The organism is Streptomyces sp. NBC_01723 (assembly GCF_036246005.1).
Lineage (GTDB): Bacteria > Actinomycetota > Actinomycetes > Streptomycetales > Streptomycetaceae > Streptomyces.
On sequence record NZ_CP109171.1, the window covers coordinates 3,620,051 to 3,634,921 of the forward strand.

Below are 14,871 nucleotides of genomic sequence, written 5' to 3' on the forward strand. Positions count from 1 at the left end.
ACCCCCACATTGGCTCCCCGGTATGACGCCCGGGGCGTAGCCGAGGCCGCACTCTCCATCCCGTCGAAGCAGTGAACGGACGAGGGAGACGGAACATGAGGCTACGCGGCGGCAAGCGGCAGAAGGCGGACGACCGGCCGGAGGCCCCGGCCGGGACGCCCGGACCGGCCGTCGAACTGCGCGGTGTCCGGCGGCAGTACGGGCGGGGCGCGGGCACCGTGCACGCGCTCGCGGGCATCGACCTCGCCCTCCCGCGCTCCACGTTCACCGCGGTCATGGGGCCGTCCGGGTCCGGCAAGTCCACCTTCCTCCAGTGCGCGGCCGGCCTTGACCGGCCGTCGGCGGGGTCCGTGCGCCTCGGCGGTACGGAGATCACCGGCATGAGCGAGAACGAGCTGACCGAACTGCGCCGCAGCCGACTCGGCTTCGTCTTCCAGGCGTTCAACCTGCTGCCGTCGCTGACCGTGGAGCAGAACGTCCTGCTCCCCCTGCGCCTCGCCGGGCACCGCCAGGACCGGCGCCGCGCGGCCGCCGTACTCGCCCAGGTCGGGCTGGCCGACAAGGCACGGCGCCGCCCCGGCGAACTCTCCGGCGGTCAGCAGCAGCGCGTGGCCGTCGCCCGCGCCCTGGTCACCACCCCCGACGTGGTCTTCGCCGACGAGCCCACCGGCGCCCTCGACACCGGCACCGCCACCGAGGTCCTCGGCCTGCTCCGGCACGCGGTGGACACCCTCGGCGCCACCGTCGTCATGGTCACCCACGACCCGGCCGCGGCCGCCTGGGCCGACCGCGTGCTCTTCCTCGCCGACGGCGGGTTCGCCGGCAGCCTGGAGCGCGGTTCGGCGGAGCGGATCGCGGCACGCATGGCGGCGCTCACCGCCCGTACGGACGTGATGGCGGGGGTGGCGGCATGAGGAGCCTCGCCCCGAACGGCCTCGCGCGCGCGGCCGTGCGCTTCAAACCCGCCTCGTTCGCGGGCACGTTCGTCGCGCTGATGATGTCGGCGCTGATCGTCACGGCCTACGGCGTCCTGCTGGAGAGCGGCGTCCGCGCCTCGGTGCCGGCCGAGCGGTACGCGAACGCCCCCGTGGTCGCGGCGGCCGACCAGTCCGCGCGCCTCGTCGCCGACACCATCGACGGCCCGGAGGAGAGCGCGTTCCCGCTGCCGGACACCGCCCGCGTGGACGCGGGGCTCGCCGCGAAGGCCGCCCGGGCGCCGGGTGCCGCGGCCGCGGTGCCGGACTTCACCTTCCCGGTGCGGCAGGGTGCGGGCCCCGGCGGCGCGGGACTCACCGGTCACGGCTGGGGCTCGCACGCCTTCACCGGCACCGCGCTGACCGAGGGCGCCGCACCCGGCGCGGGCGAGGTGGTGCTCGACGCCGCCGCGGCCCGTACCGCGCAGGCCGCCGTGGGCGACTCCGTCGCCCTCGAAACGGCCGCCGGCCGCGCCGTCTTCCGGGTCTCCGGGCTGGCCGAGGCCGGGCCGGGTGACACCGCGGGGTCCGGCGCGAGGGCCGGTGGCGGTGCCACCGCCTGGTTCGCCGACACCGAGGCACCCGTGCTGGCGGGGCACCCCGGCAAGGCCGACGCCATCGCCGTACTCGCCGAGGACGGCACCGGCACGGACGCCCTCGCCGCGGCCGTCGGGAAGTCCCTGGCCGGCTCCGACGCGCTGGTCCGCACCGGCGACGACCGCGGCGAGGTCGAGGACCACGGCCTGGCGTACGCCAAGGAGACCCTCACCGGACTCGGCGGCTCCTTCGGCGGCGTCGCCACCCTGGTCGCCGTCTTCACCGCGGCCGGGACCGTCGCCCTCTCCGTCGGCCAGCGCGGCCGCGAGTTCGCGCTGCTGCGCGCCGTCGGCGCCACCCCGCGGCAGATCCGCCGCGCGGTCGCCACCGAGGCACTGCTCGTCGCGCCGCTCGCCGGGCTGCTCGGCTGCCTGCCGGGGATCGCGCTGGCGAACTGGTGGTTCGGACAGCTGAAGGACCGCGGGGCGATTCCGGAGGCCGTCGAGCTGCACGTCTCGTGGCTCCCGCCCCTCGCCGCCGTCGGTGCCGGGCTGCTCACGGCGCTCGGCGCGGGCTGGGCGGCCGGGCGCAGGCCCGCGAGGATCAAGCCGGGGCAGGCACTCGCCGAGGCCTCGGTGGAGCGGCTGCGGCCGGGCGTCGTCCGTACCGTCCTCGGACTGGGTGCCCTGGCCGGCGCGGCGGTCCTGGCCGGCGTCGCCGCCTCCGCCGCCGGTGGCGACGCGGCCAACGCCTCCCTCGGCGTCATCATGCTCTTCATGCTGGCCGTCGCCCTGCTCGGCCCCGTGGTGGCCCGGCTGTGCGCCGCGCTCTTCGGCCTGCTGCTGCGCGGCGGCGGCGCCCCGGCCGCGCTGGCCGCCGCCAACTCCCGCACCAACGCCCGCCGGCTGGCGTCCGCGCTCACCCCGATCGTGATGGCGATGGCCTTCGCCTCGACGCTGGTCTTCATGCACACGAGCGAGAGCCGCACCGCCGAGGACCAGCTCCGCGCCGGCCTCACCGCCGACCACGTCGTCACCGACCCGGCGGGCCTGCCCGCCGACGCCGCCGGCCGGGCCGCCCGCGCTCCCGGCGTCGAAGCGGCGGTGAGCCTGCTGGACACCCAGGTGCTGGTCCCCGTCCGGGGCGGCGGCGAGACGTCGCTCCAGGCGTCGGCGGCCCAGGGCATCTCGGGCTCCGGCGCCCAGCTCGCCGAGGTGCAGGACCTCGACGTACGCAGCGGCAGCCTGGACCGCGTGGGTGCGGGCCGGATCGCGGTCGACAGGACGCTCGCCACCGCGGCGGACGTCGAGGTCGGCGACGCACTGCCGCTCTACCTCCCCGACGGCACCCGGGCCCGCCCGGAAGTCGTCGCGGTCTACGGCCGCGGCCTGGGCCTGGCGGCGGTGACCATGGACCGCGCCTCCCTGGCCGGCCACGTCACCTCGGCCTTCGACAGCACGCTGCTGGTGAGCGGCGGCGAGGCCGGGCCGCTCGCCGCGCTCGGCGAGGTCACCGACGCGTCGGGCTACGCCCTCGCGCGGAACGTCGAGCGTGAACTCGGCGCCTGGGCCAACTACACGATGGCCGCCGTCCTGGGCGGCTTCGCCGCCGTCGCCGCCGTCAACACCCTGGTGATGACGGTCCTCGACCGGCGCCGCGAACTGACCGCGCTCCGCCTCGTCGGCTCCACCCGCCGCCAGGTGCTGCGCATGCTCCGCTGGGAGTCGCTGCTGGTGTCGGTGGCGGGCGTGGCGCTGGGCACCGCCATCGCCATGATCACGCTGACCCCGATGATGCGCGGCCTGACGGGCGAGTCCCCGCACGTCCCGCCGCTGCTGTACGCCACGTTCGCCGCGGTCGTGGTCGCCCTCGGCCTGCTCTCCGTGACGCTCCCCGCCCGGGCGGCACTGCGCGACCGGGACGGCTGAGATCACTTGCTTGGAGCGCACTCCAAGTCGTTGGCTGGAGAGCATGGAGTACACGCAGCTGGGACGCACAGGACTCAAGGTCAGCAGGCTCGTCCTCGGGACCATGAACTTCGGTCCGCAGACCGACGAGGCCGACAGCCACGCCATCATGGACGCGGCGCTGGAGGCCGGTCTGAATTTCTTCGACACCGCCAATGTGTACGGCTGGGGCGAGAACAAGGGCCGTACCGAGGAGATCATCGGCAACTGGTTCGCCAAGGGCGGCGACCGGCGCGACCGGACCGTCCTCGCCACCAAGGTGTACGGCAACATGGCCGCCGACGGCGAGGCGTGGCCCAACCACGACAAGCTGTCCGCCGTGAACATCCGGCGGGCGGTCGACGCCAGCCTCAGGCGGCTCCGGACGGACCACATCGACCTGTACCAGTTCCACCACGTCGACCGCGCCACCGGCTTCGACGAGATCTGGCAGGCGATCGACGTCCTGGTCCAGCAGGGCAAGGTGCTGTACGCGGGGTCGTCGAACTTCCCCGGGTACAAGATCGCCCAGGCCAACGAAACCGCCGCCCGGCGCGGCGGCACCATCGGCCTGGTCAGCGAGCAGTGCCTGTACAACCTGGCCGAGCGCCGGGCGGAGATGGAGGTCATCCCGGCCGCGCAGGAGTACGGCCTCGGGGTCATCCCCTGGTCGCCGCTGCACGGCGGGCTGCTCGGCGGCGTGCTCAAGAAGGAGGTGCAGGGCGGACGGCGGGCCTCCGGGCGGGCCGCCGACACCCTGGCCGACCCGGCGGGCCGGGCGCGGATCCAGGCCTACGAGGACCTGCTCGACAAGCACGGCGTCGCACCCGGCGAGGCGGCCCTGGCCTGGCTGCTGACCCGGCCCGGCGTGACCGGCCCGATCGTGGGTCCGCGCACCGCCGAGCAGCTCGACTCCGCGCTGCGCGCCGTCGAGCTGGAGCTGTCGGACGAGCTGCTGGCCGGGCTGGACGAGATCTTCCCGGGTCCGGGACCGTCCCCGGAGGCGTTCGCCTGGTAGCGGGGTGAGCGGGGCGGCGGCCGGTCAGCCCAGCGCCGCCGCCACCGCCACCACCACGAGCATCAGCACGAGTACACCGGCCATGATCCGGTTACGGGTCTTCGGGTCCACGCCTTTGAGCCTAACCGGAGGCGCCGAGCGGACTGCGGCCGACCGCCTCGTAACGGGGCTGCTCCCCCGGCACGCCGGACTTCGGCAGCCGGCTGCGGACCAGGACCAGCTCCGTCACGGTCCAGGCCGGGCCGGTGAAGCCGTCCAGCGCCGCGAGGTGGGGCCGTACGTCGTGCGCCTCCCGGCTGCGGGCCAGCGTCAGGTGGGGCTTGTAACGCCGGTGCTCCCCCGGCGCGACGCCCGCCTTGCGCCCCGCCGACTCCGCCCGCTCGGCGAGCAGCCGCAGCGTCGCGAGATCGCCCTCCGCCCCCACCCACAGGGCCCGCCCGTGCCCGAAGTGGCCGCCGCCGCGCAGCGCCAGCCCGAAGGGTCCGGTGCGGTGCGCGGCCCGCTCCAGCCGGGCCGACAGCTCCGGCAGGAGTCCGTCGTCCACCTCCCCGTAGAACGCGAGCGTGAAGTGCCATCCCGGCCGCCCGGTCCACCGCAGCCCGTCCGCCCCCGGCAGCCTCCGCAGCGCGTCCACCTCGGCGGCGAGGGCGGCGGTGACGTCCTCGGGGGGCAGGACGGCGGCGAACAGTCTCATGCCGACCAGTCTCCCCCGGGGAACACGCGTACGCCCGCGCTTGTCCCGGTCACCGTGCGTATCGTTGTACCGCGCGGCTGCACTCGCGTCGGGGGCAGCCGGGGAGGAGCGCCACGATGACCGTCCTTGACGACAGGATCGAGATGGCCGAAGAGAGCGCCGAGCTGACTCTGGACGTCATGTTCGAGTGGCTCGAGAAGTTGCCCGTCCCCGAGGGATACAAGACCGAGATCGTCGGGGGGCACATCTTCATGACGCCGCAGCGGGACGCCCACTGGGACATCATCGCGGACATCTACGATCAGCTCCGCACCAAGTACCCACGCAAGCGCGTCAAGTCCGACGTCCGTATGGACTACCCGGGCTACCTCAACGGCTTCGCCTCCGACGTCGTGGCCCTGGCCGAAGGGGCTGCGAAGGACGACAAGGGCCACTGGCGCCCCGAGGACGTCGAGTTCGTCGCCGAGGTCATCTCCCGGAGCACTGCCGGCAACGACCACGGCCCCAAGAAGGACGCCTATGCCGCCGCAGAGGTCCCGGTGTATCTGATCGTGGACCCGTATGCCGAGGAATGGCATCTGCACACCCTGCCGGCGGACGGCAAGTATCACGGGCGCGTCAGCTTCGGTTTCGGCGAGGACGTCGACCTGACCGGGACCGCCGTCGGTCTCACCCTCAAGACCGACGACTTCCCCCGCGACTGACCCGGAGGCCGGTCATGCCGCCGGTGCCAGCTCCTCCCGCCGCTCCCGCGGCACGAACCGCACCTGCGGGTGGCCGCGGTGCCAGCCGACCGAGAGGCGCAGGTTGCCGACGCGGGCCAGGACCAGGCCGATGACGATCGCGGCGGTGGCGGCCACCGCGCCGCCCGCGGCGAAGCCGACCCGGGCGCCGTAGGTGTCGGTGACCCAGCCGACGATCGGGGCGCCGACCGGGGAGCCGCCGAGGAAGACCATCATGTACAGGGCCATGACGCGGCCCCGCATGGCCGGGTCGGTGGACATCTGGATGCTGGTGTTGGCGGTGACGTTGACCGTCATGCTGAAGACGCCGATCGGGACCATCAGCAGCGCGAACAGCCACAGCCCCGGTGCCGTCGCCGCCACGATCTCCAGCGCGCCGAAGGCCACCGCCGCCGCGATCAGGACCCGCAGCCGGGCCGTGCCGCGCCGGGCGGCGAGCAGGGCGCCGGCCAGCGAGCCGACGGCCATGAGGGTGTTGAAGAGGCTGTACGCCCCGGCGCCCGCGTCGAAGACGTCGTCGGCGAAGGCGGACAGGAAGACCGGGAAGTTGAAGCCGAAGGTGCCGATGAAGCCGACCAGGGTGATGGTCCAGATCAGCTCGGGGCGCCCGGCGACGTAGTGCAGGCCCTCGCGCAGCTGTCCCTTGCCGCGCGGGGCGCGCTGTACGGCGTGCAGGTCGCGGGCGCGCATCAGCAGCAGACAGCTGAGCGGCGCGACGAAGGAGAGGCCGTTGGCGAGGAACGCCCAGCCGGTGCCCACTCCGGTGATCATGAGGCCGGCGACGGCGGGGCCGACCAGCCGGGCGGACTGGAAGTTCGCCGAGTTGAGGCTGACCGCGTTCTGGAGCTGGTCCCGGCCGACCAGCTCGGAGACGAAGGACTGCCGCGCCGGGTTGTCGACCACGGTCGCCAGGCCCATCGCGAAGGCGGCGACGTACACGTGCCAGACCTGGACGTGGCCGGTCAGGGTGAGGACGGCGAGGAAGAGCGCGGTCAGGGCCATCGCCGACTGGGTGACCAGCAGCGTGGGGCGCTTGCGCAGGCGGTCGACGAGGACCCCGCCGTAGAGGCCGAAGAGGAGCATCGGCAGGAACTGGAGGGCGGTGGTGATGCCGACGGCCGCCGAGGAGCCGGTGAGGCTGAGTACCAGCCAGTCCTGGGCGATGCGCTGCATCCAGGTGCCGATGTTGGAGACGACCTGGCCCATGAAGAACAGGCGGTAGTTCCTGACCCTCAGGGAGGCGAACATCGAGGTCCGGGACGTACGGGGGGTGTCGGGGGTGGTCGGGTCGTCGTGGCCGTCAGGTGCGGGGGCGGAAGCTGCTCCGGATCCCGTACTCAAAAGGGTTCGCCTCCTCGCGAGAACTGCTTACTTGTGGGCGAGCTTCTCCAGCACGGGGGCGGCGGCGCGCAGTTTCGCCCACTCGTCCTCGTCGAGTCCCTCGACCAGCGTGGCCAGGAACGCGTTCCGCTTGCGGCGGCTCTCCTCGAGCATCACCACGGCCTGCTCGGTCTGCGTCACGACCTTCTGACGCCGGTCCTCGGGATGCGGCTCGAGACGGACCAGGCCCTTCGCCTCCAGCAGCGCCACGATGCGGGTCATCGAGGGCGGCTGGACGTGTTCCTTGCGGGCGAGCTCGCCCGGGGTCGCGCTGCCGCAGAGCGACAGGGTGCCGAGCACCGACATCTCGGTCGGGCTGAGCGACTCGTCGACCCGCTGGTGCTTGAGCCGACGGGACAGCCGCATCACGGCGGAGCGCAGGGAGTTCACGGCGGCGGCGTCGTCGCCATGCTTGAGGTCCGGCATGTTCCTTAGCCTAACTCATTAGTCTCGCGAAATACCACCGCACAACCGCCCGCGTGCCCGTGACGCCCGCCACCGAAACCCACGGTTCACCCGTACGAGTGAGTCGTTTCCGGAAATCGGAGCATCACCCGGCCGGCGCGGGCGACCCTCGACCGCATGGGGACCAGCGTGCTCAGCCTGCGGATGGACGGGGAGCTGCTCGAACGGCTCCGGCACCATGCGGCGAAAAGGGGAATGAGCGTCCAGGACTATGTCGTCCGGACGCTCATTCGGGATGACTTCGACGAGCGGTTCCAGTCCGCCGTGGAGGAGACGGAACGGTTCTACGGGGTCACCTGAGCCCCACCGGTCAGGTCAGACCGAGGGCCGGCATCAGGTAGTAGAAGGCGAAGACCGCCGACACCACGTACATCGTGACCGGGACCTCGCGGCCCCGTCCGGCCGCCAGGCGCAGCACCGAGAAGGTGATGAAGCCCATGCCGATGCCGTTGGTGATCGAGTACGTGAACGGCATCATCAGCATCGTCACGAAGGCCGGGATCGCGATGGTGAAGTCGGACCAGTCGATCTCCCGGACCGAGCCGGCCAGGATCAGGAAGCCGACCGCGACCAGCGCCGGGGTGGCCGCCTGCGAGGGGACCATCGTGGCGACCGGGGTGAGGAACAGCGCCAGGGCGAAGAGCCCGCCCGTGACGATGTTCGCGAAGCCGGTCCGGGCGCCCTCGCCGACGCCGGCCGTGGACTCCACGAAGCAGGTGGTGGCCGAGGCGGAGCTGGCGCCGCCCGCGGCGACCGCGACGCCGTCCACGAACAGGACCTTGTTGATGCCCGGCATCTGGCCCTCGCCGTCCGTCAGCTTGGCCTCGTCGCTGACGCCCATGATCGTGCCCATGGCGTCGAAGAAGCACGACAGCAGCACGGTGAAGACGAACAGCACGCCGGTCAGGACACCGACCTTCTCGAACCCGCCGAACAGGCTGACCTCGCCGACCAGCCCGAAGTCGGGCGTGGCGACGGGGTTGCCCGGCCACTCGGGCGTGGTCAGACCCCAGGAGGGGATGTCGGCGACGGCGTTGATGATCACCGCGACCACGGTCATCACGACGATCGAGATGAGGATGGCGCCGGGGGTCTTGCGGACGATCAGCGCGAGGGTCAGCAGCACGCCGAGCACGAAGACCAGCACCGGCCAGCCCTCCAGGTGGCCGCCGGTGCCCAGCTGGAGCGGGACGGTGGTCTGCGCGGCGTCGGGCATCCGGGTCACGAACCCGGAGTCGACCAGGCCGATCAGCAGGATGAACAGGCCGATACCGATGGCGATGGCCTTGCGCAGGCCGTAGGGCACGGCGCTCATCACGCGCTCGCGCAGACCGGTGGCGACCAGCACCATGACGACGAACCCGGCCAGCACGACCATGCCCATGGCGTCCGGCCAGGACATCCGCGGGGCGAGCTGGAGGGCGACGACGGAGTTCACGCCGAGACCGGCGGCCAGCGCGATCGGGACGTTGCCGATGACGCCCATCAGCAGCGTGGTGAACGCGGCCGTGAGCGCGGTCGCGGTGACCAGCTGACCGTTGTCGAGCTGGTTGCCGTACATGTCCTTCGCGCTGCCCAGGATGATCGGGTTCAGCACGATGATGTACGCCATCGCGAAGAAGGTGGCGAAGCCGCCGCGGATCTCACGGGGCAGGGTGCTGCCGCGCTCCGAGATCTTGAAGTAGCGGTCGAGGCCGTTCTGCGGGGGTCGCCGGTCCTCCGGCGACTCGGGGGACGGGGGGACCTTGGCGGAGGCCGAGGTGGGCATGCGGAGACCTCATCACCAACAGCAGGTTCCCCCACGGCCTTGTCGGTGTTTCTGCGCTTGGAGTTTTCTACGAAAGAAAGTGGTCAGAGACAAACGGGTTCAGTATGAACGTATGAGCCCGGGATCGCTATCTCCGCGCGTAGACCCCGAGGGCGCCGCGCCGACAACCCGTTCGCCCGCTCCTCGTAAGCTGTACGCATGAAGAAGTGGACACCCACGCACGAGGCACCGGCGCCCCTGGAGGGCCCCGTGGTTCCGACCATCGTCGGCGGCACCGTCCTGTGGTTCGTCCTCTTCCTGGTGCAGCTCCCGTTCTACGGCTGGTTCGACGATCATGGCCACACCTGGTGGGTGTGGACCTGCCTGGCCGGAGCCGGACTCGGGCTGATCGGCATCTGGTACGTCCGGGGCCGCGAGGCCGCCCTGCGGCGGGCGGCGCGGGACGACGCGTAGGACCTGCGCAGCTGTAGGGATGACGATGCCGTGGCCGCCGCGGGTGTCGCGGTGGTGGCGGCGGCCTCGCTGGAACTCCTGTGGCGACGGGTGGGCCACCGCTTCCCGGCCTGAGGGTGATGCCGCAGGGGGCGCGGGGAACTGCGCGAACGGCCACGACGGCGCGGCACCAACCCACGAGCCGGAACCGTCAGTCGAACCAACGGTCCCTGGCCAGCTCCTCCGTGCGCGACTCGTCCTCCAGCAGGGCCGCGACCTCGAACCGCCGCGGCCACTGACCCGCCGCCCAGGCCAGCCCCGCGGCGACCCCCTCCAGCGTCGCCGCGTGCAACGCCCCGTCGTCGGTCAGCCGCCAGTCGATCTCCACGCCGTCGACGACCAGTTCCTCGTGCTCCACGTACGACGCCGGGGTCCGCGCCCCGAGCAGCACCCGCACCGGCTCCGGCACGTCGTGCTCGGTGCCCTCGGAGTCCACGCGCCCGGTGACGGACTCGCTCAGCCTCCGCACCTGGAACAGCTCCGCCAGCTCGGCGGCCCGGGCCGGCCGTACCGGCAGCAGCGGCACACCCGAGGTGAAGGGCAGCAGGTCCGGCGAGTCGACCACGACCGCGTCGGCGGCGTCCACCACGCGCACCTCGCCGTCGACCACGGCCCGCACGTCGTCCGGCAGGGTGACCTGCTCCGGGTCCAGTTCGGCCAGCGCGCCGTACAGGGCGTGCAGTTGGGCGGCCGTGACCGGGCGGCCGGGGTCGGCGAGGCGGTCGAGGAGTTCGGCCGCGCCGCCGGGCTCGTCGAGGAGCGCGGCGACCGAGGTGCGTACGCCCAGCGCCCGCAGCACCTGCTCGTCCTCGAAGCCGGAGGCGTCGGCCTCGTCGTACAGGCCCCGCAGCAGCGGGTCGGAGCCCGCCGCGCGCAGTCCGGCCGGGCGCCGTCCGCCGAGCACCGGGTGCCCGCGCAGCCACCACGCGGTGTACGGCCGTACGACCTCGTGGGTGCCGTCGGGCAGCAGCACGCGGACCGGCTGGACGAGCGCGTCGCGCAGGGGCGGCCGGGACAGCAGGGCGAGGGCCTCGGGCCACCGGTCGTCGTCCACCAGGTCCAGGTCGCGCACGGCGACGATCTCGGTGGCGACCGGCGGCACGGGCGTGTCCGGGAAGCGGTCCAGGACGTCCTCGCTCCACACGTCCACGGCGTCCAGCAGCCCGGCGTCGTCGGGTTCGGCGAAGTCCCCCTCGCGGGGCTCCAGTTCGTCCGGGTCGAGGACGACGTCGGTGGCGCGGACGAGGGCGAAGGTGACGAGCACACCGCAGGCGGCCAGCGCGTCCTCCCCCCACTTCTCGGCCAGCTCCGCGTCCACGGCGGCGACCTCGTCCTCGCGCATGACCCGCGCGAACGGGCCGCCGGGGAAAACGAGTTCGCCCGCCGGGGAGAGTTCGCCGTCCTCGTCGGGCAGGGCGAGCGCGCCCAGCCAGGGCTCGTCCCCGGCGTCGAGTCCGGCGTCGCGGACCAGGCCGAGGACGGTGTCGGCCAGTTCCTCGGCGTCGAGGGCGTCCTCCTCCCAGTTCGCGCCGCCGTCGTCCTCCAGCGAGGCGGCCACCGCGGCCCGGACCTGCGGGGTGGTGAGCACGGCACGCGGGGTGGCCGGGAGGGCGCCGAGCTTCTCCAGGAGCGGATGGGCGGCGTCCGGGTGGGCGATCTTCAGTCCGAGGCGGGTGAGCACCTCCGGGTCGAGGGAGGCGGCCTCCGGGGAAGGCAGCAGCACCTGCCGGGGCCCGATGGTGGTCCGCACCGCTCCCGTCCCGAAGCCCTGGGAGGCGCCCGCGGCCAGCGGTACCGGCAGCCCCGAGAGCCGGTCGGGATCGACGCCGGCGAGGCTGTCGTAGAGCCGGTGCCACCAGCCCGGGTCCTTCTCCAGGCCGGCCAGCCGGTCGATCGCGTCGGTCAGCGGCACCCGGGCGACGCCGAGCGTGCGCAGCTCCACCCGGCGTTCGAGCCCGGCGGGCAGCAGGGTCGGCAGCACCTCGGCGAGGACCCGCACGGTGTCGGCGCCGGCGCCCTCCACCACCTCGGCGTCGCGCGGGCGCAGGGACTCGGGCAGGTCGGGATCGTCGCCGGGTTCCGTGGCGGGCGGGAGGAAGGCGGTGCGCGGCAGCCGTTCGAGGATCGCCTGGCGCAGCGCGCCGTCCAGCTCCCCCTTGCCCAGCGGGCCGGGCACGAGGTCGATGAGACCGGCGGTGACCGGGCGCCAGTCGGCGAGCAGCCCGGCGTAGGCGTCAGCGGCCCGCTCGGTCAGGAAGCCGGTCAGCGGGCCGGGCGCGGCGTGCCGGCGGGTGGAGTCCAGCGGGAAGGACGCGATGAGCAGGGCGGGCACGCCGAGCGGCTCGTCGCTGGGGGTGGGCGCGTGCACCACGGGGCTGGTGCGGGGCCGTGCCGGGGCGCCGTCGGCGTCGACCGGCACCGCCCAGGTCACCGACCAGTGCGGGCGCAGCCGTTCCTCGACCGGCCGGTCGGCGAGCAGGTCGGGGGTGAGCGGGCCGTGCGCGGCGGCGGTGCGCCAGCGGGTGGTGCCCTCGCTGGTGTCCTCGACGACGGTGAGGGCGCCCTCGGTGCGCCGGGACAGCGTGCGGACGTCGTCCGCGACCTCGACCACGACCTCCGCCAGGCCCGGCAGGGCGAGCAGCAGGGCGTCGTCCACGGCGTGCAGGAGCCGTTCGGCGAGGTCGGCGGCGGCCGTGTCGCGCAGCGGGAGGATGACGGCCGTGTCGTAGGGGCCGGGGGCGCTGCCCTCGGCGGAGAACGGCAGCCGCAGCAGCGGGACGTGCCCGTCGCGCCGCCGGATCTCGTCGCCCAGGCCGGGGCTGTGCGCGGCGGTGTCGGCGGCCAGGTCGCGGGCCTCGGCCAGGGACCAGCGGACCCCGCCGTGCCGGCTGACGACGGCGGGCTCGTCGGTGACGGCCAGGACGGCGGCGAAGCCGACCCCGAACCGGCCGACGGCGCTGTCCCCGGCGTCCCGCTTGGCGGAGGCGCGCAACGTGGACAGCGACTCGACGCCGGTCGCGTCCAGCGGGGCGCCGGTGTTGGCGGCGACGAGGACGCCGTCGCGCAGGGTCAGCCGGAGCCGCCCCGGCACGCCGGACCGGGCGGCGGCGTCGGCGGCGTTCTGCGCCAGCTCGACGACCAGCCGGTCGCGGTAGCCGCCGAGGACGAGGTCCTCCTCCGCGTTGGCGTCCTCACGGAACCGGGCCGGGCTCGTGGCCCAGGCGTCCAGCACCCCGCGCCGAAGACGTCCCGTACCGAACGGATCGGCCCCCTCGGCGGCAGGCTGCACGAACATGCTCACGGTGACTCTCCTCATCGACGGACCACGAAGGTACCGCGAGGAGACTTCCTCACCGGCCCGGGATTCCTCCGGCGGGCGCCGTCATCCGGCTCGGGCGGCACCATCCAGCCCGAGCCGCACCATCCAGCCCGAGCCGCACCATCCAGCCCGTCCGGCGTTTGAGGACGAGGCCGTCAAGGCCGATGGGGGGCCGGGGGCGCAGCCCCCGGGGACGCGAGCCACGACGGACGCGCACCTACCCCGCTACGGACGCACCCGCATCCCCGCCCCAAGGGACGCACCCGCACCGAGGCGACCTACGAATGCCCCAGCTCCGCCGAAGCCTCGTCCTCCGCCAGGGAGACGGACCCCGAGTCCGACGCCGGCCGCAGCGGGAACGGATCCACCCGCGTCTCGTCGATCACCGGCGGAGCCACCCGAGGCGGCTTCGGCATGACCGCCGCCTCGGAGTGCCCCCCGCACCCGTAGGCCAGCGACACCACGTGCCCGTCCGCCGGGGAGAACTCGTTGGCGCACACCCCGAAGGCCTGCCCGAGCGAGCCGCCGATCCGGGCCAGGAAGCCGCAGCTGACGCACGACGCGGGGGCCGCCTGGGCCATCGCCGTCTTCGGGCCGTAGCCGTCCTCCCAGCGGTCGGCGGCGACGTGCAGCCCGTACCGGGACAGGACCCGCGTGCGGCGCATGCCCAGTTCCTCGGCGACCGCCGAGATGGTGCCGCGGGCCGGCACGGTGGTCAGCTCGGCGGGCGGTCCGGCGGTCACCTCCGCGTCCTCGGCCTCGACCAGGTCGGCCATCTCGTGGGAGACGGCGGAGTTCGGCGGCGGCTCGTCCTCGCCGGTCCAGCCGGGCTCCAGACGCAGGTCCTCCGCGTCGGTGGGCAGCAGGTCGCCGGGGCCCATGTCGCCGGGCCGCAGCCGCTCGCTCCACGGCACCCACTCGGGGGCGAGCAGCGCGTCGGGGCCGGGCAGCAGCACCGCCTCGTCCACCGTGACGATCTTGGCGCGGGAGGCGCGGGCCACGGTCACGGCCCAGCGCCAGCCGCGGTAGCCCATCTCCTTGCAGGCGAAGTAGTGGGTGACGACCCGGTCGCCCTCCGACACCAGGCCCTCGTGCTCGCCGACGACGCCGGGGGCGGCGGCCTCCTCGGCTGCGGCGCGGGCGAGGTCGAGGGCCTCGGCGCACAGGCGGTCAGGGGTGCGGCTTCGCGTTGTCGCTGCGCTCACAGGTATCGCTTCTCTCCATACGCCGTCTCACGAGTGCGCCGCTGCCTGCGAGGGGCGGACGGAGCGGACCTGTGGACCGCGTCGACGTCCGCGCCCGATCGCGCTCGGGCACACCTACGCCATCCATTCTGCGGGATGGCCGTAAGGCGCGCGGCCGAGAACGTTCGCCACGGCGCGCTAGGCACGCTACCTGCTCATGTGCGCTGGGCCTACACCGACGGGAGTTTCGGCGGGGTACGGTCCGCTCTTCCCACCCGGCCCCGGCGTCCGTGTCACCCGACTCGATCACCGCCATCCGTGCCGATGGGACGCTATAGCACCCGCTCTCGG

The 14,871-nt window shown here is 73.7% G+C and carries 12 protein-coding genes; 6 read left to right on the top strand and 6 right to left on the bottom strand.

Going from position 1 to position 14,871, the window contains the following annotated elements:
- Positions 1-95 precede the first annotated feature (95 nt).
- Genes OIE75_RS16570 through OIE75_RS16580 form a run of 3 tightly spaced genes read left to right on the top strand, consistent with a single transcriptional unit; the run spans position 96 to position 4,475 of the window.
- Entirely contained in the window at positions 96-914 is an 819-nt protein-coding gene (locus OIE75_RS16570) for an ABC transporter ATP-binding protein (protein ID WP_307013219.1), read from the top strand.
- Positions 911-3,439, top strand: a complete 2,529-nt coding sequence (locus tag OIE75_RS16575) for an ABC transporter permease (protein ID WP_329471351.1) — start codon at positions 911-913, stop codon at positions 3,437-3,439. The genes OIE75_RS16570 and OIE75_RS16575 overlap by 4 nt, the downstream gene beginning before the upstream one ends.
- Before the next feature lie 43 nt (positions 3,440-3,482).
- Positions 3,483-4,475 carry an aldo/keto reductase gene (locus tag OIE75_RS16580; RefSeq protein ID WP_307013222.1) on the top strand — a complete coding sequence of 331 codons (993 nt, stop codon included), beginning with the start codon at positions 3,483-3,485 and terminating at the stop codon, positions 4,473-4,475.
- Positions 4,476-4,596: 121 nt separating this feature from the next.
- On the opposite strand, the gene thpR is transcribed toward OIE75_RS16580, so the two are convergent.
- Positions 4,597-5,169 carry an RNA 2',3'-cyclic phosphodiesterase gene (thpR, locus tag OIE75_RS16585; protein WP_329471352.1) on the bottom strand — a complete coding sequence of 191 codons (573 nt, stop codon included), beginning with the start codon at positions 5,167-5,169 and terminating at the stop codon, positions 4,597-4,599.
- Positions 5,170-5,285: 116 nt separating this feature from the next.
- Between thpR and OIE75_RS16590 the strand changes: the two genes are divergently transcribed.
- The gene (locus tag OIE75_RS16590) at positions 5,286-5,873 is read left to right on the top strand and encodes a Uma2 family endonuclease (RefSeq protein WP_122619641.1); all 588 of its coding nucleotides are present in this window, start codon (positions 5,286-5,288) and stop codon (positions 5,871-5,873) included.
- Between the two features lie 12 nt (positions 5,874-5,885).
- Here OIE75_RS16590 and OIE75_RS16595 read toward each other — a convergent pair whose 3' ends face one another.
- On the bottom strand, positions 5,886-7,253 hold the full coding sequence (locus OIE75_RS16595) for an MFS transporter (protein WP_307013227.1): 1,368 nt from the start codon (positions 7,251-7,253) through the stop codon (positions 5,886-5,888).
- A 27-nt stretch (positions 7,254-7,280) separates the two neighbouring features.
- Positions 7,281-7,718 (bottom strand): MarR family winged helix-turn-helix transcriptional regulator, encoded by a 438-nt coding sequence (locus OIE75_RS16600; protein WP_114527826.1) that lies wholly within the window; start codon positions 7,716-7,718, stop codon positions 7,281-7,283.
- Positions 7,719-7,874: 156 nt separating this feature from the next.
- Here OIE75_RS16600 and OIE75_RS16605 point away from each other — a divergent pair, with 156 nt between their 5' ends.
- The gene (locus OIE75_RS16605; RefSeq protein WP_064728497.1) at positions 7,875-8,057 is read left to right on the top strand and encodes a ribbon-helix-helix protein, CopG family; all 183 of its coding nucleotides are present in this window, start codon (positions 7,875-7,877) and stop codon (positions 8,055-8,057) included.
- A 10-nt stretch (positions 8,058-8,067) separates the two neighbouring features.
- Here OIE75_RS16605 and OIE75_RS16610 read toward each other — a convergent pair whose 3' ends face one another.
- Positions 8,068-9,525 (bottom strand): NCS2 family permease, encoded by a 1,458-nt coding sequence (locus tag OIE75_RS16610; RefSeq protein WP_307013231.1) that lies wholly within the window; start codon positions 9,523-9,525, stop codon positions 8,068-8,070.
- Positions 9,526-9,723: 198 nt separating this feature from the next.
- Here OIE75_RS16610 and OIE75_RS16615 point away from each other — a divergent pair, with 198 nt between their 5' ends.
- Positions 9,724-9,978, top strand: a complete 255-nt coding sequence (locus tag OIE75_RS16615) for a DUF2530 domain-containing protein (RefSeq protein WP_307013233.1) — start codon at positions 9,724-9,726, stop codon at positions 9,976-9,978.
- A gap of 190 nt (positions 9,979-10,168) precedes the next feature.
- Here the strand turns inward: OIE75_RS16615 and OIE75_RS16620 are convergent, their stop codons facing one another.
- Both OIE75_RS16620 and OIE75_RS16625 read right to left on the bottom strand, forming a co-directional pair.
- Positions 10,169-13,318 (bottom strand): sacsin N-terminal ATP-binding-like domain-containing protein, encoded by a 3,150-nt coding sequence (locus tag OIE75_RS16620; protein WP_329471353.1) that lies wholly within the window; start codon positions 13,316-13,318, stop codon positions 10,169-10,171.
- Positions 13,319-13,614: 296 nt separating this feature from the next.
- On the bottom strand, positions 13,615-14,541 hold the full coding sequence (locus tag OIE75_RS16625; RefSeq protein WP_307013236.1) for a DUF3027 domain-containing protein: 927 nt from the start codon (positions 14,539-14,541) through the stop codon (positions 13,615-13,617).
- Positions 14,542-14,871 lie beyond the last annotated feature (330 nt).

Bases quoted from the DNA above. Each gene is read 5' to 3' on its own strand.
- OIE75_RS16610 (WP_307013231.1), bottom strand. From the start codon at position 9,525: ATGCCCACCTCGGCCTCCGCCAAGGTCCCCCCGTCCCCCGAGTCGCCG.
- OIE75_RS16590 (WP_122619641.1), top strand. From the start codon at position 5,286: ATGACCGTCCTTGACGACAGGATCGAGATGGCCGAAGAGAGCGCCGAG.
- OIE75_RS16580 (WP_307013222.1), top strand. From the start codon at position 3,483: ATGGAGTACACGCAGCTGGGACGCACAGGACTCAAGGTCAGCAGGCTC.
- OIE75_RS16600 (WP_114527826.1), bottom strand. From the start codon at position 7,718: ATGCCGGACCTCAAGCATGGCGACGACGCCGCCGCCGTGAACTCCCTG.
- OIE75_RS16615 (WP_307013233.1), top strand. From the start codon at position 9,724: ATGAAGAAGTGGACACCCACGCACGAGGCACCGGCGCCCCTGGAGGGC.
- OIE75_RS16605 (WP_064728497.1), top strand. From the start codon at position 7,875: ATGGGGACCAGCGTGCTCAGCCTGCGGATGGACGGGGAGCTGCTCGAA.
- OIE75_RS16570 (WP_307013219.1), top strand. From the start codon at position 96: ATGAGGCTACGCGGCGGCAAGCGGCAGAAGGCGGACGACCGGCCGGAG.
- thpR (WP_329471352.1), bottom strand. From the start codon at position 5,169: ATGAGACTGTTCGCCGCCGTCCTGCCCCCCGAGGACGTCACCGCCGCC.
- OIE75_RS16575 (WP_329471351.1), top strand. From the start codon at position 911: ATGAGGAGCCTCGCCCCGAACGGCCTCGCGCGCGCGGCCGTGCGCTTC.